The sequence below is a fragment of the Sphingomonas paludis genome (assembly GCF_053502515.1).
In genome coordinates this window covers 2,441,089-2,464,216 of record NZ_CP187558.1, presented here as the reverse complement: position 1 = coordinate 2,464,216, position 23,128 = coordinate 2,441,089, and the positions used below count along the sequence as shown (strand labels likewise).

Below are 23,128 nucleotides of genomic sequence, written 5' to 3'. Positions count from 1 at the left end.
CTTCTCCCGCTAATGCCCGAAAGCTGAAGAAAAGGGGGGGTAGAGTGATGTTGACCGACAAGGATCTTGTCCGGCTGGTCCGTATCGTCGACGGATCCCCCCGGCAATGGGCCGTTTTCAAACAGTATCTGGGCGAATTGCCGCCAGAAACCGCCTATGTCGCGCTGCGGGTTTTAGGGGAACGGCTGCCGTTCGACATCGATCCGGATGCAGCGATCGATGATCCGGGGGACGTTGCCGGGTTCGTCATTGTCGGCTCGGCGCTGATGGGCCGTGCGACCCGGATCAGGGGGTTCGACACGGCCGATCAGGTGGCAGAGCAGAACTGGCACCGCTATGCCGCTTGCCGCGAGCGCGCCGGGCAGCTGCTGCGCCACGCCCTGGCCGTGCAGCCGGATCATGGCCAGGCGGCGGCATGGCTGATGGCGACCGCAGTCGACAGCGACGATGCGACGAAGCGCGAGGCATCGGGGTCTCTGGCGCGGGCCGTGGCTGTGCCTATGTCAGGCTATTCCAAGGCGCTCAGCGCCAATGCGGAGAAATGGGGCGGCTCTCATGCGGCGATGTGGCAGGTTGCCCGGGATTATGCGGAAGTAAGGCCGCCCTGGTCGGCGGCGCTGATCGCCAAGGCGCATTATGAGCATTGGCTGTATCTCTACATGATGGATGAACGGCCCGAGGCGAGCGAAGAAGCCAAGACCTATTTTCAGGAAACCGCGACCCGCGCGGAGTTGCTCGAATTATCGAACGCCGTCGACGATGCCCAAGCCGATGATCCGTATGAAGCGGTCTATGCGCATGACGTGCTGGCGGCCGTTTTGGCCGAGGCGAAAATGCGCAAGGCGGCGGCCGGGCATCTGCGCCGCGTGGGGCGCTTTGGCGATCCGGCGCTGCTGACCGGCGGTCCCTGGATCAGGAGGGCGCTGATGCCGTTGATGAAAGGGCTGCGGCCTTGGTGAGGGCGGGGGGCGGCGTGGTGCCCGGGGGGCAGTAGTTTTGGGCGGTGACCTGGCAATTTTTCAGGACCCAAAAGGCATGACGAACAGCCGCCGGTGGATCAGACCTGCCAGTCGCCCGATTTGCCGCCCGTCTTGGACAGCAGTCGAATATCCTGAATAATCATGCCCTTATCCAGCGACTTTACCATGTCGTAAAGGGTGAGGAGCGCCACCGACACTGCCGTCATCGCCTCCATTTCCACGCCCGTCCGCCCGGTCAGGCCGACCGTCGCGGTGACGGTCACGCCGCCATCGTCGGGGACCAGATCGAGCGCGATGCGGGCAAGGGGCAGGGGGTGGCAGAGCGGAATCAGCTCGTGCGTGCGCTTGGCCGCCATGATGCCGGCGATGCGCGCGGTGGCGATCACGTCGCCCTTTGCGGCCGTACCGTCGCGGATCGCCGCCGCTGCCTCTGCCGACATGGCGATGCGGCCCGTTGCCACTGCCTGACGCACCGTTTCCGCCTTGCCGCCGACATCGACCATATGCGCGGCCCCGGATGCGTCCAGATGGGTCAGCCCGCTCATCCGACCAGCGCCCGCGTCGCCGCCTCGACATCCGGCTGCCGCATCAGGCTTTCGCCGACCAGGAAGCAGCGGATGCCGTGTTCGGCCAGCGCGTCGCAATCCGCCCGCCCGCCAATGCCGCTTTCCGCGACAAAGGTGCAGCCCGGCGGGGCAAGGGCAACCAGATCGAACGTATTCTGAAAGTTGACATCGAACGTCTTGAGATTACGGTTGTTTACCCCGATCAGCCGGGATTTCAGCCGCGCCGCGCGGGCCATTTCCTCGGCATCGTGCACCTCGACCAGCACATCCATGCCAAGGTCCAGCGCCGCCGCCTCGATCTCCGCCATCTGGCTGTCCTCCAGCGCGGCAACGATGATGAGGATGGCATCGGCCCCCAGCGCGCGGGATTCGGCGCATTGCCAGGGGTCGATCATGAAATCCTTGCGGATGGCGGGCAGCGGACAGGCGGCGCGGGCCGCGACCAGATAATCGTCATGCCCCTGAAACCAGCGCTCGTCGGTCAGCACCGACAGACAGGTCGCCCCTCCGGCGGCATAGGCGCGGGCATGGGCGGGCGGATCGAAATCGGCGCGGATCAGCCCCTTGGACGGGCTGGCTTTCTTGATCTCCGCGATCAGGGCGTATCCGCTGGCGGCGCGGGCATCGAGCGCGGCCTTGAACCCGCGCGGGGCACCGGCGGCGGCAATGCGCGCGGCAAGCTCGGCATCGGACTGCCGCGTCTTGCGCTCGGCGACTTCCTCGACCTTGGCGTCGAGGATACGGGACAGCATCGTGCTCATGGCCACGCGATCCAGCAGTCGAGCAGCGCGTTGGCAAGCCCGTTGTCGATGGTCTCCGCCGCTTCCTCCGCGCCCGCCATCAGGTTTTCGCTATGCCCGGCCAGCACCAGCGCGGCGGCGGCATTCAGCACCACGGCATCGCGGTACGCGCCCGGCTCCCCCTGAAGCAGCCGGCGCAGGGCCGCGGCGTTGTGCGCACCGTCGCCGCCGCGCAGCTCGTCCAGCGGCCGGGGCGGCAGGCCCGCCAGGTCCGGCGTGATCGTGGCGGGCAGGCCGGTATCGCCGATGCTGGCGACGACGCTCGGCCCGGCGGGGCTGAGTTCGTCCAGCCCCTCCAGCCCCGAGACGACCGCCGCCTCGTCATAATCCAGCATCGCCATCGCCTCGGCATAGACGGGCACCAGTTCCGGCCGGGCGATGCCGATCATCTGCACCCGTACCCCCGCCGGATTGGCGAGCGGGCCGAGCAGGTTGAAGATCGTCCGCCGTCCGATGCGGCGGCGAATGGGGGCCAGCCCCTTCAGCGCGGGATGATGGTCGGCTGCGAACAGGAAACAGATGCCCAGTTCGGCCAGGCTCGCCTCCGCCCGCGCGGCGGCGCGGGTCAGGTCCAGGCCCAGCGCCTCCAGCGTATCGGCGGCACCCGCCTTGCTGCTGGCGGCGCGGTTGCCATGCTTGGCCACCGGCACGCCCGCTGCCGCCACGACGATGGCGACGGCGGTGGAGACGTTCAGCGTATGCTGGCCGTCGCCGCCGGTGCCGCAGACGTCGATCGCGCCCATGGGTGCCGCAACGGGAATCATCCGCGCCCGCATCGCCCGCGCGGCGGTGGCGATTTCCAAGGGCGTTTCCCCCCGGTCGGCCAGCGCGATCAGGAAGCGTTCGATATCGGCCTCTGCCGCCTGTCCGTCCAGAATGGCGGCGAAAGCGGCCTCGGCTGCGTCTGCGTTCAGCGGCAGTCCGGCATCGGGCAGGGTCACACCCGCTCCCCCGCCTCGATTCCCGCGATCTTCAGGAAATTGGCCAGCATCGCATGACCATGTTCGGTGGCGATGCTTTCCGGGTGGAACTGGACCGAATGGATGGCCAGCGATGCGTGGCGGAATGCCATCACGCTGCCGTCGGTCGCCTGGGCATTCACCACCAGCGCCTCGGGAATGTCCTCGACGATCAGCGAATGATAGCGGGTGGCGGTGAAAGGCGAGGGAAGCTCGGCGAACAGGCCGGTGCCGTCATGCGCGACCGGGCTGGTCTTGCCGTGCATCAGCCCGCCGCGCACCACGCGCCCGCCGAAATGCTGGCCGATCGCCTGATGCCCCAGGCACACGCCCAGCAGCGGCTTTTCCGCCTCGGCACAGGCGGCGACCAGATCCAGGCTGACCCCCGCCTCGTTCGGGGTGCAGGGGCCGGGCGAAATCAGGAACGCCTGCGCATTGCTGGCCAGCGCCTCGGCTGCGGTCAGCGCGTCATTGCGCACCACCTTCACCTCTGCGCCCAGCTCCATCAGGTAATGGACCAGGTTCCACGTAAAGCTGTCGTAATTGTCGATGACCAGGATCATGATCCCGCCATAGCGTCGCCACGGTTGCGCGCAAGATTGACCCCGCGTGGCAGCCCGTTCATCCGCTGGACAGGTCCAGGGCCACAGAGCGGGTACCGCGTGGAGGCGTATTAATGATCCTGACGATGATGGCAGTGCTGCTCGCCGGCGCACAGGATGCCCCGCAACCGGCGGCGGACCTGGGAAGCGGGGAGCCGCCACGCCGCATCCGCAGCGTACTCGTCTATGGCGACGATCCCTGTCCCAAGGCGGAGGCCGACGAGATCGTCGTCTGTCCACGGATGGACGAGACAGAGCGCTATCGCATTCCCCAGCAATTCCGCAATCCGCCCGACGAAAGCAGCAGCGCCAGCTGGACCCGCCGGGTCGACCTGGTGAACGAAGTCAACCGCGTCGGCATGCCCAACAGCTGCGGCGCGGTAGGCACCGGTGGTCAGACGGGGTGCAACAGCACACTCAACCGGATGTGGCGCGACGACCGCGAGGCACAAAGGCGCGCAGCGATTGCCGCCGGAGAGCCGCTGCCCGACGATTGACCGGTTAACGGACCAGCGCGAATTCGACCGTTACCGCGACCTCGTTTTCGTTCAGCCCGGCAAGGATCGGCGGTGCGGCTGATTGGGCGACGACCGGGCTCGGCGCCATCGGATAGGGGGATTGCGGGCCGCGCGCTCCGCCCGCGTCTCGGATCGACAGCACCCGCCCGACCTTCATGCCCGCAGCGATGGCATAGGCGTCGGCCCGCGCCCGCGCCGCCTTGTAGGCCTCGGCATAGGCGTTGCGGCTGGCACCCTCCGGATCGGCGACGGACAGTTCGGGGCCGGACAGGACGTTCGCGCCCGCCCCGGTCGCCGCGCCGATCGCGGCACTCGCCTTGTCGATGTCGCGGATGCGGGCATTGATGACGTTGCTCGCCTCGAACTGCCCGCGATTGGGGCCGTAATCCTGCCGCGAAATGCCGAGTTGCTGGGTCTGCAGGTCGTCGCGCGCCACCCCCGCTTCCATGAGGGCGTTGACCACCGCCTCCATCTTGCGATTGTTCGCCGCCGCCGCATCCGGTCCGGTGCTTGCCACGGAGCGGACACCCACCGAAAAGCGCGCCTGATCGGGGCGGTTGCGTGCGGTGGCGGTGGCCGTCACCTGGACCAGCGTTTCGTTCGTCGCCACGCCGCGCGGATCGCGGTCGGCCGGCTGACAGGCGGCGAGCACGGGCAGGGCAAGCAGGGGGGCAATTGCGGGGCGGGGCAGTCGGGTCATCCAGCGTCTCCTCGGTCGACGGAGCGACGAGGGAATAACGCATCTGACGCTGGATGGTCGCGCGGGCCGTTCGCACCGTGGCGTCGGCTCGGCAGGTGTGCCGTCAACCGGTGCGCCAATGCATCAAGGCTCCCCCTCCCCCGGCGCCTGGCCGGGGGAGGGGCCATGGATTACGCGGCTGCCGACGCCTTCAACTGGGAAGTGAACTCGCCATCTTCGCCCATCGTCCACAATTCGCCGTCGGTGATGGCGAAATAGGCACCGTGAAGCTTCAGTTCGCCCGATTCGACCCGGCTCTTCACGAACGGAAACGTCATCAGGTTCGCCAGCGACGTGCGGACCGTCTCCAGCTCCATCTGGCGGCCCAGATCGGGGCTGTCGCCATATTTCGCCTTCACCTTCTCGCGCGCGTCGTCCAGCAGGCTGACCCAATCATGGACGAAGCCGCCATCGCCCGGTTCGGCATTATGGAACATCTCGGTCAGCGCGGCATGGGCGCCGCCGCACTTGCCATGGCCGACGACGACGATTTCCTCGACACCCAGCTTGGTCACCGCAAATTCCAGCGCGGCCGATACGCCATGATGGCCCGGCGTCGTCTCGAACGGCGGCACCAGATTGGCGACGTTGCGCACGACGAAGATCTCGCCCGGTAGCGTGTCGAAGATCTGCGACGGCTCGACGCGGCTGTCGGCGCAACCGATCACCATGACCTTCGGCGCCTGACCGTCCTTCAACTGCGCCCAGCGTTCGTGCTGGCGGCGATAATCGGCCGTGCGAAACCGTTGATATCCGTCGAGCAGGTCGTTGAAATAGGTCATTGGGTGTCCCTTTCGTGCGTTGCTGCGCCAACGTCCGACATGTGGTTGGGTTGCGACGGAGTAAAGCCCGTCCCGGCATAGCCTCAGCCTATCGGAGCCTTGGCGGCGGCATCGCCCGGCGCGTCGCCAGCTGCATGTGCCGGTGCATCGTCTGCAACGGTTGTGCCGCGCCCGGAGGATCGCTATTTCGCGGGCCATGAACGATCCCACGCCCGTGGCCCGCCGCCCCGAACTGACCCCGGCCTCTCCCGCAGCGGAGCCGCGCCAGCGCAAACCGGACTGGATCAGGGTAAAGGCGCCGACGTCGACCGGCTATGCGGAGACGCGCAAGCTGATGCGCGACCTGAACCTGGCGACGGTGTGCGAAGAAGCGGCGTGCCCCAACATCGGCGAATGCTGGACCAAGAAGCACGCGACCGTGATGATCCTGGGCGACGTCTGCACGCGGGCCTGCGCCTTCTGCAACGTCAAGACGGGGATGCCGCGCAAGGTCGATCCGCTTGAGCCGGAACACGTTGCCGTTGCCGCCGCCAAGATGGGGCTGGAGCATATCGTCATCACCTCGGTCGATCGCGACGACCTGCCCGATGGCGGTGCCAGCCAGTTCGTGAAGGTGATCGAGGCGCTCCGGCGGAACACGCCAAACACGACCATCGAAATCCTGACCCCCGATTTCCGTAACAAGGCGGAGGCCGCGATCGAGGCAATCGTGACCGCGCGCCCCGACGTTTATAACCACAATCTGGAAACGGTGCCGCGCCTGTATCCGACGATCCGGCCGGGTGCGCGCTATTATGCCTCGCTCCGCCTGCTGGAAACGGTCAAGCGGCACGATCCGTCGATCTTCACCAAATCCGGCGTGATGCTGGGGCTGGGCGAGGAACGGCTGGAGGTGCATCAGGTGATGGACGATATGCGGTCGGCCGATATCGATTTCCTGACCATGGGCCAGTATCTGCAACCGACACCGCGCCATGCCAAGGTGATGGATTTCGTGACGCCCCAGGCGTTCGACGCCTATGCCTCGATTGCCCGGGCCAAGGGGTTCCTGCTCGTCGCATCCTCGCCGCTGACGCGCTCCAGCTATCATGCCGGGGACGATTTCGCCAAGCTGCGGGCCGCGCGCGAGGCAAAGCTGGCCCGCGCCTGATCCGATGCCGAAGCATACCGAAACCCGCGCGCTGCCCTATTCGCCCGAACAGATGTTCGATCTGGTGGCGGATGTGGGCCGTTATGCGGAGTTTCTGCCCTGGGTCAGCGCCATCCGCGTGCGATCGAACAGCGATACCGAAATGGTCGCCGACATGATCGTCGGGTTCAAGGGCCTGCGCGAGACGTTCACGTCGCGGGTGAAAAAGGAACGCCCCGCGCACGTGCATGTCGAATATGTCGACGGGCCGCTGAAATATCTCAACAATGACTGGCGGTTCCGCCCGGATGGCAAGGGCGGCTGCCTGGTCGATTTCTGCGTCGATTTCCAGTTCAAGAACCGGGTGTTCGAAATGCTGGCGGGCCAGGTGTTCGACCGGGCGCTGCGCAAGATGATCGGCGCGTTCGAGGAACGGGCCGCCGCGCTCTACGGCGCCGGATCGGCCCCCGGCGGCATCAGCAGTTCAAGCGCGCACAACGCCGCCTGAAGCCGGATCGCCCCGCGCCCCGCACCATCGAACAGGCGCGAATCGGCCACCACCTCGTCCGGATTGGCGCCGCGTTCGGCGCGGGCGAACACCACGGTCCCCACAGGCTTCTTGGGCGTGCCGCCCCCCGGCCCGGCAATGCCGGTGATGGCCACGGCCACCGATGCGCCGGTCTGATTGAGCGCGCTTTGCGCCATCCGCCACGCCGTCGCGACCGATACAGCGCCGAATGTTTCCAGCACGTCCAGGCTGACGCCCAGCAGGTCCATCTTGGCTTCGTTGGAATAGGTGACCAGGCTGCCCAGCAGCACGTCGGACGCCCCCGGTATTTCCGTCAGCGCAGCCGCAACCAGCCCGCCGGTGCAGCTTTCCGCCAGCACCACGGTGCGCCCGGCGGTCCGGTTCGCCTCGATCACGCGGCGCGCGGCATCGACCAGTTCGGGGGGCAGGATGGTGTCCATCGGTTCGATTCAGCCTTGTTTGCGGGGCACAGTCACGGTGGCACAGGCCTGAGCGGCAATTCCCTCGCCACGGCCGGTAAAGCCCAACCGCTCCGTCGTCGTTGCCTTGACGCTAACCTGACCGGCATCCAGCCGCAACAGCGCGGCGATGCGATCGCGGATGCTGTCCCGATGCGGGCCGATCTTGGGCGCTTCGCAGATCAGGGTCAGGTCGACGAACTCGATGACCCCGTCGGCGGCCCGGACCAGTCCGGCGGCGTGTTCCAGGAACTGGGCGGAATTGGCGCCGCGCCACTGCGGATCGCTGGGCGGGAAATGCATCCCGATATCGCCAGCGCCGATCGTGCCGAGCAACGCGTCGGTAATCGCGTGCAGCGCGACATCGGCATCGCTATGCCCCGAAAGCCCCTTGTCGTGCGGGATCAGGACGCCGCCCAGCCACAGCTCTTCGCCTGCGACCAGCCGGTGGACGTCATATCCGGTGGCCGTGCGCGTGACCCAAGGGGGCAGGGGGCTGGCGGTCATCTGAAAATCCTCGGCATGGGTGAATTTCTCGAGCGCCCGCTCGCCGGGCACCAGCGCGACGCTATGCCCCGCCGCGCGAACCATCTGGGCATCGTCGGTCGCCTCGGCATCGTCGGGCCAGCGGCGATGCGCCTCGACCAGCGCGTCCAGCCGGAAAGCCTGCGGCGTCTGCACCCGCACCAGTCCCTCGCGCGGCACCGTGTCGCCCAGGATTTCCATGCCCCGCGCCAGCGTGTCCGCCACCGGCAGGACGGGGATTGCGCCCGCATCCGTATCCAGCGCCGCCAGCAACCGGTCGATGACTTGCGCCGACAGGAACGGCCGAGCGGCATCATGCACCAATACCCGATCCGCCCCGCCATTGGCCGCAATCCAGTCCAGCCCCGCCGCCACCGACTCGCGCCGCGTCGCCCCGCCGGTCGTCCAATCGGCTTCCGGTCCTACCGCCTCGGCCAGCATGTCCTGCTGGCCCGCGCCAATCACGCAGACTACCCGGTCGATCCCCTGATGCTCGGCCAGCGCCGCATGGCTGTGCGCAATCATCGGCCTGCCCGCGACAGCCGCGAACTGCTTGGGCAAGCTCAGCCCCGACCGGCTCCCCGTCCCGGCGGCAACGATGATGGCGACAGTCATCATCGACAGATGTGTGGCGGAACGAAAACCATCGGCGCACCCCTAGCGGGCGAGATGGCCACAGGGAAGCCGGACCCGGATAACGGATGACATTGCCAGTGCCGCCGGGTCACGATGCCGCTGCCGCAACCGGATGAAAGCGGACAGGCGGCTAGCGACCCCAGAGCTGCCCTTCAGCAATCCACAAGCCTAAAGTGCGGCTCGCCAGTTGTGAGAACGTCAAGGCATCCTGCTCCGGTCATAAAGCGATAATGCTTTGGGCTTCGCTCCATGGAGCGCCATGCTTCTGATTGTGCTTCGAGAAAGGCATCACCCTTTACGCGATAGGCGAAGTGATGTGGGATTAATCCGGCCCATTCTGTCGGCTCACTTTCCGTGCTCAACGGAAACTCATCCAACATTCTCACGATCACGGATCGGCTATAGGGGAAACTGACCTCAAGCCGACGATCATCTCCCACTATGCTGAAGGTCGCCACGTTCATCTCCCAGTCGAAAGAGACAAGATCAGCATGATCGGCGTCAGTCCATGGCGCGCCACTATCAATCGGAATGTATTCGATCATCCATCAGCGTCTACCGCCGAAAGGCCGACAACACCACAAGGTCGGTGGTGGCAGGAATCCACCCATTTTCAGCCTTCTGAGATGCTCCGACGGTCGCCGTCTAGAAGACCGGCCGCTTCCTCCGCTGCCGCGCCAATTGCACACCGGCGCGAGCCTACCCCCGTTGTGGACGTTGACAGATAATCATTCGATGATCGAAAGCGGACTGTAAATCTGAGATTTAGTGCAAGTGTTTTGTTCGGGGGCAAGGGAAAGCGTGTTCAGGCTCTTCATCAATCGCTTACGAAACGTGTTTCGCGATGGGCTCCGAATTTGGCTACTGGCACCCATCGTTCCCGCTCTGATCATATTGCCTGAATTTGCTCAGCATATTGCAGAGATACAAATCGGAATGTTCGAGAGTCGTGAGGCGGGACGGGCCTTGGCGGAGGACTCCACACGCTGGGCATTCGGCTATGCCAAGCTCGCCGGATTGCTTTTCGCGCTACTCGCAACCATCCGGTTTTGGGGGGCGGCCCGACACGACAGCCAGTGGTGGAACTTGGCCTCCATCGCTTGGAAAAACCTTACTATCGCGGTCGTTTTGATCGCGCTGACGACCCTACCCGGCACCTTGCTGGAAGACAGGATCGGCGAGGAAAGGGCCGGATGGATTGATATGGCACTGGCGCTGGCTACACTGCCACTACTCGTTCTCCTGGTCCGCGGATTATCCGGCGATCGCGATACGAGTTTGCGAAGCGTGTTCCGTCAGGACTGGTTCGCCGCTGTTCGTGTGCTGGCCTTCGCAGCAATGGTCTGGATACCGCTTCAGTATCTACATGGGAAAAACCATGACTGGGCATTCGGATCGCCGGATGCGTTCGTGTGGCTGTTGATGATATTCGACAGCATCGTCGTGGGGCTTATCGCAACCCTCGCTGGAACTGCGATCCATCACGGTTCCCTTCCGCTGCGAGCACAACTTAAAAGCGCTTCGGAAACTTAGGCTAAGGCTGGAGTCTGACCCTAATCAGACATTCCGCTCACCACCCATTTCCGGACATTCGCGCTGTCATCCAATAGCGGTAGTTCCCGGCGCGTCAGCCCGTCGGCGCGAAGCTGGCCGCCTGTTCCACCGCCCTTGCATCGCCCGGCGTCCGCCTGTATCGGAATGCCTAAATTTCAGGCACATTCCATGCAGAAACTTGCTCCCATCCATGTCGGCCCGGTGCGGATCGACCAGCCGGTGCTGCTGGCGCCGATGACCGGCGTTTCCGATCTGCCGTTCCGCAAGCTTGTCCGCCGCTATGGCTCCGGCCTCAACGTGACTGAGATGATCGCGAGCCAGGCGGCGATCCGCGAGACGCGTCAGTCGCTGCAAAAGGCGGCGTGGGACGCATCCGAAGAACCGGTGTCGATGCAGCTCGTCGGCTGCACCCCCTATGAAATGGGGGAGGCGGCCACGCTCAGCGAGGATCGCGGCGCGGCGATCGTCGACATCAATATGGGCTGTCCGGTGCGCAAGGTGACGAACGGCGACGCCGGTTCCGCCCTGATGCGCGACCTGCCGCTCGCCGCCAGCCTGATCGAGGCGGTGGTCAAGGCGGTGAAGGTGCCCGTCACCGTCAAGATGCGCATGGGCTGGGATCATGCCAGCCTGAACGCGCCTGAACTTGCCCGCATCGCGCAGGATCTGGGCGCAAAGATGATCACCGTCCATGGTCGCACCCGCAACCAGATGTACAAGGGCCATGCCGACTGGGCGTTCGTCCGTTCGGTCAAGGAAGCGATCGACCTGCCGGTCATCGTCAATGGCGACATCTGCACTATCGAGGATGCGGAGACGGCGCTGGCGCAATCCGGTGCCGACGGCATCATGATCGGCCGGGGCAGCTATGGCAAACCCTGGCTGCTCAACCAGATGATGGCCTGGTTCGATGGTGGCCGCCGCCTGCCCGATCCCAGCCTCGAGGAACAGCATGCGCTGATCGTCGAGCATTACACCATGATGCTGGAGCATTACGGCATCGTCACCGGCGTCAACCTGATGCGCAAGCATATCGGCTGGTACACGCGCGGCCTGCACGGATCGGCCGAATTCCGCAACCGCGTCAATCAGGAGGCGGACCCCAAGGTCGTGCTGGCCATGATCGACGAATTCTACGCCCCATGGCGCTCACGCGCGGCAGCCTAAGGCGGCTGGTCGGGGCGGAGCCTGCCCCGCCGGTCGGCGGGCCGGGCTTTGCCGAGCTGTTCGCCGCCAATCCCGTCGCCACCCTGGTCCTCGGCCCGGACGAAGGGGTCGTGCACGCCAATGGCGCGGCGGAGCATCTGCTCAACCGTTCCGAACGATCGATGCGCGGCCATGCGCTCGGCGATGTGGTCGTCCTGCCCGACGGCTATGAGGAACGGGGAGAGGGGCGGGGTTTCGCCGCGTTCGATATCGATCTGACGCTGCGCCGGGGCGGCCGCATCCGCGTGGATTTTCAGGAAGTGATGATCGCCGATCATCTCGGCTGGCGGATCGTCAGCATCACCCATGCCGCCGCATCGCGCCGGCGCGGCCCGGCGGCGGACCGCAGTGCGGGTGCCCGCGCGGCGGTGGGTGCAGCGGCGATGCTGGCGCACGAGATCAAGAACCCGCTGTCCGGCATTCGCGGTGCCGCGCAGTTGCTGGGCAGCGCCGACGGCGACCTGGAGGGGCAGGGGGAGCTGACGCGGCTGATCACGACCGAGGTGGACCGGATCGCCGCGCTGATCGACCGGATGCAGGATTTCACCGACACTAGGCCGCCGGTCCTGAAACCCACCAACATCTATCCCCTCCTCGCCCATGCCCGCCATGTGGCGGAGGCCGGGTTCGCCCGCGACATTCCGATCGAGGAACGGTTCGATCCCTCGCTGCCCCCGGTGATGATCGACGGCGATGCGTTCATCCAGGTGCTGATCAACCTGATGAAGAACGCGGCCGAGGCGCTGGGCGAAACCGCCGCGCCGCGCATCATTCTCGCCACCGCCTATCGCCACGGTATGTCGGTCAATCTGGGCGGGGGTCGCCCGCGCGTGCCGCTGCCCATTGAACTTCTGGTCATGGACAATGGCCCCGGCGCGCCCGCCGACATTGCCGAACATCTGTTCGAACCGTTCGTGTCCAGCAAGCGCGAGGGCAAGGGGCTGGGCCTGCCGCTGGTCGAGAAACTGGTCGGCCAGATGGGCGGCTTCGTTCAATATTCGCGGGAGGGAGAACCCGAAATGACCGTGTTCCGCCTGCTGTTGCCCAGGGCGTCGGCATGAGCGGCACCGTCCTGGTCGTCGATGACGACGCCGCAATCCGCATGGTCGTGTCGCAGTCGCTGAAGCGGGCGGGGCACGATGTGCAGGCGGTGGGCACGCTTGCCGAAATGCGGGCGGCACTCGCCCGGCAACGGCCCGATGTGCTGCTCACCGATGTGGTGCTGCCCGATGGCGACGGCATCGACATGGCAGCCGCAATGCGCGCCGAGCAGCCCGACCTGCCGATCATCGTCTTTTCGGCGCAGAACACGCTCTCCACCGCCGTGCGCGCGAACGAGGCAGGGGCGTTCGACTATCTGCCCAAGCCGTTCGACCTGGATGCGCTGACCGCCACCATCGCCAGCGCGCTGGCGCGGGGCGAGCGCGCGGCCGCCGACCCGCTGGACGATGCCGACCGTGCCCTCCCGCTGATCGGTCGCTCGGCAGCGATGCAGGAGGTGTACCGGGTCATCGCCCGCGTCGTCGCCAACGACCTGACCGTGCTGATCTCCGGCGAAAGCGGCACCGGCAAGGAACTGGTCGCCCGCGCCATCCACGATCTCGGCCCCCGCCGCCGCTCGCCCTTCGTCGCGATCAACGTCGCCGCCATTCCCCGCGACCTGATCGAGGCGGAGCTGTTCGGCCATGAACGCGGCGCGTTCACCGGCGCGCAGACGCGGATGGCGGGCCGCTTCGAACAGGCGGCGGGCGGCACATTGTTCCTCGACGAGATCGGCGACATGCCGATGGAGGCACAGACCCGGCTGCTGCGCGTGCTGCAACAGGGCGAGTTCACGACCGTCGGCGGCTCGCGCCTGATCCGCGCCGACGTCCGCATCGTGGCGGCGACCAACAAGGATCTGGCGCAGCAGGTCGCCAGCGGCCAGTTCCGCGAAGACCTGTTCTACCGCCTGAACGTCGTGCCCATCGCGATGCCCCCCTTGCGCGACCGGCGACAGGACGTGCCGCTGCTTGCCCGCCATTTCCTAGACCGTGCCGCCGATGCGGGCCTGCCCCGCAAGCGGCTGGGGGAGGAAGCGCTCAGGTTGCTGGAGGCGCATGACTGGCCGGGCAATGTCCGCGAACTGGAAAACCTGATGCGCCGCCTGGCTGCGCTGGGCCGGGACGAGGTGATCGGGGTGCCGGACCTGCAGGCTGCGTTCGGCGATGCCCCGGCCAGTACCGCGCCGGCCATCGATCCGGGCATCGAACAGGCGGTGCTCGGCTGGCTCGACCGGCTGGCGATCGAACGGCCGGCGGCGCTTGAGGATGGCACGCTGTACGACCGGCTGATCGCCGCCGTCGAACGCCCGCTGTTCCAGGCGGTGCTCGCCCGCACCGGCCAGAACCAGGTCCGCGCCGCCCGCGTCCTCGGCATCAACCGCAATACGCTGCGCAAACGGCTCGACCAGCTCGGGCTCGATCCGGTGCAGGACCGAAAGGCCGGGCGGGATCAGGATTGATGCTCCGACGGTCCGGTCGGCGATTGCAGGCCGGCCGTTCGCCTAGCGTGCAAAACCGGCGCGTTCGCGAAGCCGTCCGATCCGGTCCAGCACCTCTTTGTCGCTGTTCCAGATGGCACGGATGCGTGCGACCAGACCGGCCTCGTTCCACCGTTCCTGCCGCTCCGACGCGGCGGCGAGCAGGCGGACGGTGCGGTCGTGATCCCGTGCCACCGACGCGATGGTGACCGCCCAGACATGGCTTCGGGCGCCGTCCGCCAGGTCGGACACTGCATGACCCAGTGCTGTTTCGACCACCGCCGCCGGTCCTGCCGACGATGCGCTGGCCAATTGGGCGGAACGAAGGGTCAGTCCCGGCTCGCCACGGGCGAGGGCGAATGCCTGGAAATGGCGGACATAGCCGGGTGCGTCGCCACGGATCAGGGCCATGATGGCAAGGCAATCATGCGCCACCGCGAAATTGGGGTGCAGCCGAACGATATCGTTCAGCGCAAGCTCGGCCCGGCGCTCGGCACCCATCGCCCATTCGGCCCAGGCAAGATCGGTGCGGATGGCGACCGAACCGGGTTGCATCAACCGCGCACGGTTCAGTTCGCCGATGGCTCGGGCGTGGTCGCCGTGATCCGACAGGATATTGCCGTACCAGAAATGGGATACGGCCTGGGTCGCATCCAGGCGGATCGCCCGCAGGAACCGCCGCTCGGCCTCGATGAAATCGCTGTCGTCCCAATAGGCGATGAACCCCAGCAGCCGGTGCCCGGCGGCAAGGGCTGGATCGATTCTCACTGCGGCATTCGCATCCAGGCGAGCACGCCGAAAGGCTTCGTCGTCCCGCCGGGCTCCGAATTCGCGCGACAGGATCAGCGCTTCGGCACGGGCGGCATAGGCGGGCGCGAATTGGGGAAGGGCGCCCAGGATCCGGTCGAGCATCGAAATCGCCCGTTCCAGTCCGGCGGCATCGCGTTCGGCGATCAGGTCGCGCGCGGCCAGGAACAGGTTGGCCAGCCCGGCATCCTCCGGCAGAGGCGGGGTGGCGGAACGCGGCGCGCCGGTCAGCGCCAGCAAGGCGACCGCCGCCGCCAGGATGGTGCGGCGGGGCACCGATGCCGATGTCGGCGGCGACAGGGCGGGCTCCGGCGGCTGAACCGTCGGTGCGGCATCGTCCGCACGCTTCGCATCCGTCGCCAGTCCCGCCCATCGATCGAGTTCGTGGCGCAGCGCATAGACGGTGCCGGTGCGACCGCCCGGCAACCGATGGACCGGCAGTCCGCGTTCCTGTGCCCAGCGAATGACGGTGGATCGATCCCGACCGAAATGGGCCGCGATCTGTTTCCATCCGTCCAGCCGGTCATTCGCGCCGGTTCCCCGTACCGACCGCACCGGCAATGCATCTGCGCCAAGACCGCCGACCGGGATGTTCATCGCTGGCCCACCCTTTGCGAATCGCGGCATCGACCGCGCCCCTGCACGATCGTTTAGCCGGCGGCGGTCCGATTGGCGTCCATCATCTGTTTAGGGCGGCGCGATTTGGCCGAACCGGTGCGCCAGGTTGGACAGGCCGGCGAAGCCGCGCGTCTCGGTCTTTTCGTAGATCCGGTGAAGATGGGTTCGGGCGGTCGCGCTGGCCATACCCAGCCGCTTGCCGATCCCCGTGATATCGCCCGCTTCCATCGCATCGCGCAGCACGCGCAATTCCATGGCGGTCAGGCCATAGAAGCGTCCGATCGCGCCATAGGCCAGGGTGCGCGGTCGATCGATCCGGGTGACGTGCAGGGCGTGGGTCGCCCCCGGTTCCCCGGCCAGATCGCCGAAGCGGTCCATTTCCAGCGCGCGGACTTCGATCAGGATCCCGATCGGTGCGCCGTCCGCATCTCCCGGCACCGCCAGCGCGACCGGCTCGCCGCGATCGATCGCTGCGTCCACCGCATCGCCGATCGGACCATCCCGCAACCGGTCGCCGGTCCGAAAGCGCAGAAGGGCCGCAAGTGGCGGCTCGACCTCGATCACGCTGCGGTCGGCGGCCAGCAGGACGACCGACGTGTTGGCGTCGCCGGCACTTGCCCGGTTGCCAGCCGCATGATCTGCCGCGCGCACCAGATGGCTCTGGATATAGATGGCACGACGCAGATGGGGGATCAGCGCGGTCAGCGCGTCGCATTCGTTCGCGCCAAAGGGTTCGGACGGGGATCGCCGCAACAGGGCGACATTGGCGATCAGTCCCGGCCGTTTGATCAGGTTGACCGCCAGATTGTCGATGATCCCCTGCGGCACCAGGAACTCGCGATAGAATCGGCTGGCCCGAATATCGGGCGTCTGCAGCAATGGCCAAACGGTGGTGCAGACCCCCTCCGGCACCGCATGGAGGTGCGGGCGCAGGATGTCATGCTGGGCAAAGGTTTCCACATAGGCGCGCAGCCAGACGGGATCGTTGCCGAACTGTGTCTGAAACCCGGCGCCGCGATCCGGATCGCTCCATGCGATGAACCCGGCCTGGGCGTCGAACGACTGGACCAGGCGTTCGATCAGTCGCGGGAAACGGGCGCGGTCGAAGCCCGCATCGTAAATCTCGTCCAATTCCAGCATAGGTGCGCGCCGTCCGTGCGTTGACCGTTTCTGCGCCACCCAAGCCGGTTGGACGGCCCATGTCGAGCGTCCCAGGCACCGATGCGACGATTTGCGACGCGATGCGACAGCTTGCCCGCTTTCGTGCGCACCCCGGCTCACCGCAAAGCTGTCCCCTGATTTTCGGCGGGTATGGGGGGTGAAAATGGCACGGCTGAACCGGGGATTTGGGCGGCACGGACTGTGGGTCGGCCTGGTCGCTTGCAGCGCCCTGACCGGGACGGCCCAGGCCCAGCAATGGCGCGGGGGCACGAGCAGCGACTGGTTCACCGATGCGAACTGGGACGTCAACCGCGCTCCGGCCACCAACGACACCGTGACGATCGATACCGGTCAGAACACGCCCGTGATCCTGGACCGGGACATCGACCTGACGCTGAGCGGCCTGTTCATCGGATCGAACAACCGCGCCGCCCTGACCATCCGGGGCGGGGCAGTGGTCGCGGTAAGCGGCCAGTCCGGCATCGGCGGCGGCCAGATCACCGGCACCGCCGGCGACGGGACGCTGCTGGTATCGGGGACGGGAACCGAACTGCGTCTGGGTGCACAGCTCTATGTCGCGCCGCGGACCAACTCGCGCGGCGTGCTCACGGTCGAAAATGGCGCTGTCGTGCGCAGCAACTCGGCCGTTTTCGGAACAGCGGTCGGCACCAGTGCGACGATCACCGTCGATGGCACGGGCTCGCTGATCGATATCGGCAACGGTGCCCTGTATGTCGGACAGACGGGCGACCTGGTGGGTACCCGCGACATCCAGCTGCGCGTGACCGGCGGCGGACGACTGGTCGGCGGGTCGAGCGTCACCCATGTCCTTGGCGAAGGCGCGCGTCTGCTGGTCAGTGGGGCGGGGTCCGAAATGACTGCGACCACGGCGCTGGGCATCACGGGCGATGCACGGATCGAAGCTGGCGGAACCCTGCGCTATCGCACGTTCGGGACGGACGGCGATGCGCGGATCGTCATCGATGGCGGCAATTTCATCGCCGATGCGGTCGGCAATTCGAGCGGCCTGTCGATGGGCGGCACCAGCAGCATCGTCGCCACCGGCGGCAGGGTCGATATCGGGTCGCTGATCGGCATGCACGACGACAGCGTCATGACGCTCGATGGATCGATCCTTCGCGCACCCGCCATCCGCATGCTCGGCCGATCCACGCTGAACATCGGCGCGGCCGACGGCGCGGCGCGCGGGCGCGCGGGCGAGTTCACGACGGAGTTGATCACGCTGGAAAGCGCGAACAGCAAACTCGTCTTCAATCACAACGGCCGGTTGACGCTTGGCGCGTCGCTCACCGGGTCGGGGACGATCCTGCACCGTGCCGGCACCACCGTCCTGACCAGCACCGCGCCGACCGGGTTCAGCGGTCTGTTCGACCATAGCGGCGGGACCGTGCTGCTGAACGGCACCTTGGCGGTCGGCGAGTTCCGGGTCAGCGGCGGTGCGACATTCGGCGGCACGGGCACGATCCGCAACGGGCGGCTTACGGTCCTGGATGGCACATTGTCGCCCGGCGACGCCGGCGTCGGCACGCTGACCCTGGGGTCGCTGTCGCTCGGCGCCAATTCGATCCTGAACTTCGACCTTGGCGCCCCGAACCAGGCGCCCGGCGCGGGCAGCGATCATATCAACGTCAACACGCCCGACGGCAGCGGCGCGCTGGTGCTGGACGGCACGCTGAACGTCACCGACATCGGCGGCTTCGGGGCCGGGCTGTACCGGCTGATCAGCTACAAGGGCAGCCTGACCGACAACGGCCTGGCGATCGGTACCGTGCCCGAAGCGTTCCGCGCATCCGGGATGACGGTGCAGACATCGATCGCGGGTCAGGTCAACCTGGCGGTCGCCGATGCGCCGGGCCGGTTCAATTTCTGGGATGGCGGCGGCGCTGCGAATGACGGGATCGTCGCGGGCGGCAGCGGGACGTGGAATGCGAGCAACACGAACTGGACGGATACCGCCGGCGCGCAGAACGGCGCCTATGATCCGGCAAAGCTGCTGATCTTTGCCGGCACCGGCGGGGTCGTGACCGTGGATAATGCCGCCGGTCAGGTCCAGGTGATCGACCGCAACCAGTTCGCGCCGCTGGGCATCCAGTTCGCCAGCGACGGCTATCGGCTGGAGGGCGGGGCGATCGATTTCGCCGGCGGCGTCGCGACGATCCGCGTCGGTGATGGGTCGAGCACGGGTGCGGCGTTCCGTGCCACCATCGCGTCCAGCCTGACCGGGGCGAACGCGCTGGACAAGACCGATCTGGGCACGCTCATCCTTACCGGGCAGTCGAACATCGCCGGGAGGCCGCGGGTGCAGGGCGGGACGCTGGAAGTCGCGGGCGGCGGCCGGCTGACCAGCATCGGCATGGAAATCGCGCTGCTCGGCGCGCCCGCAACGCTTCGCGTCACCGGGCCCGGATCGCTGGTCGATCTCGGCGTGGGGGGCATCCGCACCGGTTTCGTCAATGACGGGGCGGGCACGATCGAGGTGCTGGCGGGCGGCACCCTGCGTGACGCGATCGGCAGCGGCCACAATTTCGGCGCCGGATCGACCGTGCGGGTCAGCGGATCGGGATCACTGCTTGACCTCGACATGGCATCCGCGTCGCGGGGCGCGCTGATCGTCGAAAACGGTGCGGTCGCACGCATCGCCCCCTTTGCCTTCACCAGCACCGGCAATTTGATCCTGCGCGGTGGCGGCCGCATCGAAACGCTGGGCGGCGAGGGTAATTGGGTCGTGCCCAATGCGCTGATCGAGGGCAGCGGCACCGCATTCAATTCGGTTCGCGCACTGGCCATGGCACCGGCGACCAGCGCCCAGCCGGGCGCAGCCGTCATCGTCGAGGATGGGGCCAGCGTCACCGTCAACACGAATACCGATTCCGCACTCGGGTTCGAAGGCGCGCTATCGACGCTGGACGTGCGCAGCGGGGCATCGTTCGCCCTGACCGGCGGCGCAAATGCCGGATTGCAGATGGAAAACGCCCGGCTGACGGTCGACGGTGCGAGCGTCAGGATCGACGGCGCGCTGTCGATGGGACAGCGGTTCGGCAACACCGAACTCGTGCTGCGCGGCAGCGACTTCACTTCCCGTTCGATCCAGGGCTTTACCGGCACCAATATCGTCAGCATCGGGGCCCGCAGCGGCGAAGCGGCGGGTGCGGCCGGCGGGTTCGACGTGGGCAGTTTCGGTTTTTCCAACCGGGGCACCACGCTGGTCCTGAACCACATCCAGCGCAATTACCTGATCCGCACCAATTTCACGGGCGATGGAACCATCCGCCACCTGGCCGGGGACACGCGGTTCACCGGATCGAGCCGTTTCTTTGCCGGTATCACCGAACTGTCGGGCGGGCATCTGCGGATCGATGGCGAATTCGGCGGCAATGCCAGCCGGATGACCGTCAGCGGCGGTGCGATCCTGTCGGGCAGCGGCCGGATCGGCGGATCGGTGGTCGTGGGATCGGGCACGATCGCACCCGGCGGCGAACCGCAGGGCAATCAGGAAGCGCGATCGGCGGCCCTGCCGTCCGACCCGGTGGGTTTGCTGACCATCGACGGCGACCTGACGCTCGCTGCCCAGTCCTTCCTTCGCTATCAACTCGGCGCCGTCGGCGGCGTTGCCGGGGTGGACAGCGACCTGATCAATGTCGGCGGCGGCCTGACCCTGGACGGGACGGTCGATGTCGTCGATGCGGGCGCATTCGGCGCGGGGCTGTATCGGTTGATCAACTATGGCGGTGCACTCGTCGACAACGGACTGGACATCGGCATGGTGCCGACCGGCTTTACGCCTGCGGACCTGACCATCCAGACCTCGGTCGCGGGTCAGGTGAACCTGCTGGTTCAGACGCCGGTGACCAGCTTTGCCTTCTGGGACGGCGGCGGCACCGGTGCCGACGGCGTGGTCGCCGGGGGCACGGGCAACTGGTCGGTCGGTGCGGGCAACTGGACGATCGCCAACGGAACGCGCAACGGCGCCTATGATCCGAACGCGCTGCTGATCCTGGCCGGTACGGGGGGCGTCGTCACGGTAACCAACGGCGAGGCGCAGGTCGCCGTCAATCAGGGGATGCAGTTCGCCGTCAACGGGTACAGCGTCACCGGCGGCGCGCTGCGGCTGGACGGCGCGGAAACGATCGTCCGCGTCGGTGACGGCACCAGCGCGGGCAGCGGCTTTGTTGCGACCATCGCGGCACCGGTCACCGGAACCGGGGGGCTGGTCAAGACCGATCTCGGCACGCTGGTCCTCGCCGGAACGAACAGCTATTCGGGCGGCACCTTCGTTCGCGCGGGCACGATCCGGGGCAATGTCGCCAGCCTGACGGGCGGGTTCGACATCGGTGCGGCGGGCACGCTGCACATCGAACAGCCCGAAAATGGCGCGTTCACCGGCACGCTGACCGGCACGGGGTCGCTCGTGAAATCCGGCGCGGGCTCGCTGACCATCGCTGGCGACCTGGGGGCATTCGGCGGCAGCGCGACGATCGAGGCGGGGACGCTGGCGCTGACCGGCCGGTTGGGCGGACGGACCACCATCGCAGCGGGTGCGACCCTGATCGGCAACGGAACGCTGGGTGCGCTCGACATTGCCGGTCGGATCGCGCCGGGCACCGGCACCGCGACGATGAACGTCACGGGCAACGTCATCTTTCGCGCCGGATCGACCTATGCCGTCGATCTTGCGGCGGCAGGCGCCAACGACCGGATCAACGCCGGGGGTACGGCCACGCTGGAGGGCGGCACGGTCGCCGTCACGACGCTGGACCCCGAAACCGATTACCGGAACGGATCGCGCTTTCGCATCCTGGAGGCGGCGGGCGGGCTGACCGGACGGTTCGCCGCCCTGACCGAACAGTCGGCGTTCCTGGACTTCAGGCTCGATTATGACGCGACCGGCGCATCGATCGAAGTGGTGCAGGTGCGGACGTTCCCGGATGTCGCGCTGACGTTCAACCAGCGGCAGGCGTCCGGCGCGCTTGCCGTGCTCGACCGGGAACCGGGTTCGGACGGCCTGGCGGTCTATAACGCCCTGTTGATGCTGGATGCCGATGCGGCGCGGGCGGCATTCGATGCCAGTTCGGGCGAAATCTATGCCGTGCTGGTCGGCAGCGATCAGCGCGGGTCGCTTCAGATCGCCGATCGCCTTGCATCGCGCGGCCAGGCGGCACTGGACGAAGGGCTGGGCGTCTGGGGCGGGGTCATTGGCCAGGCGGGCCGGGTGGACAGCGACGGCAATGGCGGGCGGTTCACCCACGACCGGGCAGGCGGCGAACTGGGTCTGGATTATCGCGGCTCCGGCAATGGCTGGGCCGCAGGCCTGGGCGGCGGGTGGCAAAGCGGCGATGTGAACCTTGCTGCGCGAAGCTCCCATGCCACCCGCGACATGTGGCATATCGGCGGCTATCTGCGCTCCGGCACTGGCGGCTCGGGCTTCACCGCGCTGACCAGCCTGGTCCATGCGCGGACCGATGCCCGCGTTACCCGGACCATCGCCTATGGCGGCCTTTCCCGGCAGGCACGCGCCGATACGGGGGTCGCCACCACCGCCATCTCGGTCGACCTGCGCTACGGACTTGGCGACAGGGCCTGGACGGTCGGCCCGGATGCCGGGCTGGACTGGTCGAGCAGCCGCCTCGGCAGCTTCAGCGAAACCGGGGCTGACGCGCTCGACCTGACCGCGACGCGCAACCGCGACGTGTGGACTCGCTATGGCATTGGCGGCTTTGCCCGGATGGCGGATGGGCGGGGCCATCTGGACATCAGCGCGCGCTACGTGATCGGCGACCGCAACCACGCCGATGTCGAACTGGACATGGCCGGATCGCCCCGGCGTTTCGAGGTTCGCGCGGCACAGGGTGCGCGGGCGGGCGCTGATCTTCGCGCAACCGCCGCCTATGAACTGGGCGGCAACTGGACCATCGGCGGCCAGATCGGTGCATTCGTCTCGGGTGACGAGCGTGACGTTGCCGGCAACCTTCGCCTGGGGTTCCGTTTCTAGGGCGCTCGGCCGCCTTCGATTGCGACCC

General features: G+C 67.0%; 20 protein-coding genes. 9 read left to right on the top strand and 11 right to left on the bottom strand.

From position 1 onward, the window contains the following. The first annotated feature begins 44 nt into the window (after nt 1-44). Nucleotides 45-959 carry a hypothetical protein gene (locus ACPVPU_RS11845; protein ID WP_448658147.1) on the top strand — a complete coding sequence of 305 codons (915 nt, stop codon included), beginning with the start codon at nt 45-47 and terminating at the stop codon, nt 957-959. Between the two features lie 98 nt (nt 960-1,057). Here ACPVPU_RS11845 and moaC read toward each other — a convergent pair whose 3' ends face one another. Genes moaC through ACPVPU_RS11825 form a run of 4 tightly spaced genes read right to left on the bottom strand, consistent with a single transcriptional unit; the run spans nt 1,058 to nt 3,868 of the window. Next, on the bottom strand, nt 1,058-1,525 hold the full coding sequence (moaC, locus tag ACPVPU_RS11840; protein ID WP_448658146.1) for a cyclic pyranopterin monophosphate synthase MoaC: 468 nt from the start codon (nt 1,523-1,525) through the stop codon (nt 1,058-1,060). Continuing rightward, on the bottom strand, nt 1,522-2,307 hold the full coding sequence (gene trpC, locus ACPVPU_RS11835; protein ID WP_448658144.1) for an indole-3-glycerol phosphate synthase TrpC: 786 nt from the start codon (nt 2,305-2,307) through the stop codon (nt 1,522-1,524). The genes moaC and trpC overlap by 4 nt, the downstream gene beginning before the upstream one ends. After that, nucleotides 2,304-3,287 carry an anthranilate phosphoribosyltransferase gene (gene trpD / locus ACPVPU_RS11830; protein WP_448658143.1) on the bottom strand — a complete coding sequence of 328 codons (984 nt, stop codon included), beginning with the start codon at nt 3,285-3,287 and terminating at the stop codon, nt 2,304-2,306. The genes trpC and trpD overlap by 4 nt, the downstream gene beginning before the upstream one ends. Further along, nucleotides 3,284-3,868: an anthranilate synthase component II gene (locus ACPVPU_RS11825; RefSeq protein ID WP_448658142.1), complete on the bottom strand. Its 585-nt coding sequence runs from the start codon at nt 3,866-3,868 to the stop codon at nt 3,284-3,286. Before ACPVPU_RS11825 ends, trpD begins: the two co-directional genes overlap by 4 nt. A 113-nt stretch (nt 3,869-3,981) precedes the next feature. Between ACPVPU_RS11825 and ACPVPU_RS11820 the strand changes: the two genes are divergently transcribed. Continuing rightward, nucleotides 3,982-4,404, top strand: coding sequence for a hypothetical protein (locus ACPVPU_RS11820; protein WP_448658141.1), 423 nt, complete (start codon nt 3,982-3,984; stop codon nt 4,402-4,404). Between the two features lie 4 nt (nt 4,405-4,408). On the opposite strand, the gene ACPVPU_RS11815 is transcribed toward ACPVPU_RS11820, so the two are convergent. Next, a complete protein-coding gene (locus ACPVPU_RS11815; protein WP_448658140.1) occupies nt 4,409-5,125 on the bottom strand; it encodes an SIMPL domain-containing protein in 717 nt (238 codons plus the stop codon). 170 nt (nt 5,126-5,295) lie between these two features. After that, nucleotides 5,296-5,946 (bottom strand): carbonic anhydrase, encoded by a 651-nt coding sequence (locus ACPVPU_RS11810; RefSeq protein ID WP_448658139.1) that lies wholly within the window; start codon nt 5,944-5,946, stop codon nt 5,296-5,298. A gap of 196 nt (nt 5,947-6,142) precedes the next feature. On the opposite strand from ACPVPU_RS11810, the gene lipA reads away from it, so the two are divergent. Both lipA and ACPVPU_RS11800 read left to right on the top strand, forming a co-directional pair. Next, complete coding sequence (gene lipA / locus ACPVPU_RS11805; RefSeq protein WP_448658138.1) at nt 6,143-7,096, top strand: lipoyl synthase; 954 nt, start codon at nt 6,143-6,145, stop codon at nt 7,094-7,096. A 4-nt stretch (nt 7,097-7,100) separates the two neighbouring features. Beyond that, nucleotides 7,101-7,583: a type II toxin-antitoxin system RatA family toxin gene (locus ACPVPU_RS11800; protein WP_448658137.1), complete on the top strand. Its 483-nt coding sequence runs from the start codon at nt 7,101-7,103 to the stop codon at nt 7,581-7,583. On the opposite strand, the gene ACPVPU_RS11795 is transcribed toward ACPVPU_RS11800, so the two are convergent. The 3 genes from ACPVPU_RS11795 to ACPVPU_RS11785 all read right to left on the bottom strand — a co-directional run bounded on the left by ACPVPU_RS11795 (nt 7,523) and on the right by ACPVPU_RS11785 (nt 9,768). Further along, entirely contained in the window at nt 7,523-8,044 is a 522-nt protein-coding gene (locus tag ACPVPU_RS11795) for a CinA family protein (protein WP_448658135.1), read from the bottom strand. The two genes, ACPVPU_RS11800 and ACPVPU_RS11795, sit on opposite strands and share 61 nt — an antisense overlap. Nucleotides 8,045-8,053: 9 nt before the next feature. Then, on the bottom strand, nt 8,054-9,205 hold the full coding sequence (locus ACPVPU_RS11790) for a bifunctional 2-C-methyl-D-erythritol 4-phosphate cytidylyltransferase/2-C-methyl-D-erythritol 2,4-cyclodiphosphate synthase (protein ID WP_448658134.1): 1,152 nt from the start codon (nt 9,203-9,205) through the stop codon (nt 8,054-8,056). Between the two features lie 170 nt (nt 9,206-9,375). After that, entirely contained in the window at nt 9,376-9,768 is a 393-nt protein-coding gene (locus ACPVPU_RS11785) for a hypothetical protein (protein ID WP_448658133.1), read from the bottom strand. A gap of 256 nt (nt 9,769-10,024) precedes the next feature. Between ACPVPU_RS11785 and ACPVPU_RS11780 the strand changes: the two genes are divergently transcribed. The 4 genes from ACPVPU_RS11780 (at nt 10,025) to ntrC (ending at nt 14,486) form a co-directional block, all read left to right on the top strand. Beyond that, nucleotides 10,025-10,756, top strand: coding sequence for a hypothetical protein (locus tag ACPVPU_RS11780; protein ID WP_448658132.1), 732 nt, complete (start codon nt 10,025-10,027; stop codon nt 10,754-10,756). Nucleotides 10,757-10,945: 189 nt separating this feature from the next. Next, nucleotides 10,946-11,944: a tRNA dihydrouridine synthase DusB gene (gene dusB, locus ACPVPU_RS11775; protein ID WP_448658131.1), complete on the top strand. Its 999-nt coding sequence runs from the start codon at nt 10,946-10,948 to the stop codon at nt 11,942-11,944. Further along, a complete protein-coding gene (locus ACPVPU_RS11770) occupies nt 11,920-13,044 on the top strand; it encodes a two-component system sensor histidine kinase NtrB (RefSeq protein WP_448658130.1) in 1,125 nt (374 codons plus the stop codon). The genes dusB and ACPVPU_RS11770 overlap by 25 nt, the downstream gene beginning before the upstream one ends. Next, entirely contained in the window at nt 13,041-14,486 is a 1,446-nt protein-coding gene (ntrC, locus tag ACPVPU_RS11765) for a nitrogen regulation protein NR(I) (RefSeq protein ID WP_448658129.1), read from the top strand. The genes ACPVPU_RS11770 and ntrC overlap by 4 nt, the downstream gene beginning before the upstream one ends. Nucleotides 14,487-14,528: 42 nt before the next feature. Here ntrC and ACPVPU_RS11760 read toward each other — a convergent pair whose 3' ends face one another. After that, nucleotides 14,529-15,908, bottom strand: a complete 1,380-nt coding sequence (locus ACPVPU_RS11760) for a hypothetical protein (protein WP_448658128.1) — start codon at nt 15,906-15,908, stop codon at nt 14,529-14,531. Nucleotides 15,909-15,998: 90 nt separating this feature from the next. Beyond that, the gene (locus ACPVPU_RS11755) at nt 15,999-17,069 is read right to left on the bottom strand and encodes a helix-turn-helix transcriptional regulator (protein WP_448658127.1); all 1,071 of its coding nucleotides are present in this window, start codon (nt 17,067-17,069) and stop codon (nt 15,999-16,001) included. A 184-nt stretch (nt 17,070-17,253) separates the two neighbouring features. On the opposite strand from ACPVPU_RS11755, the gene ACPVPU_RS11750 reads away from it, so the two are divergent. Then, nucleotides 17,254-23,100, top strand: a complete 5,847-nt coding sequence (locus tag ACPVPU_RS11750; protein WP_448658126.1) for an autotransporter outer membrane beta-barrel domain-containing protein — start codon at nt 17,254-17,256, stop codon at nt 23,098-23,100. Nucleotides 23,101-23,128: the final 28 nt, after the last annotated feature.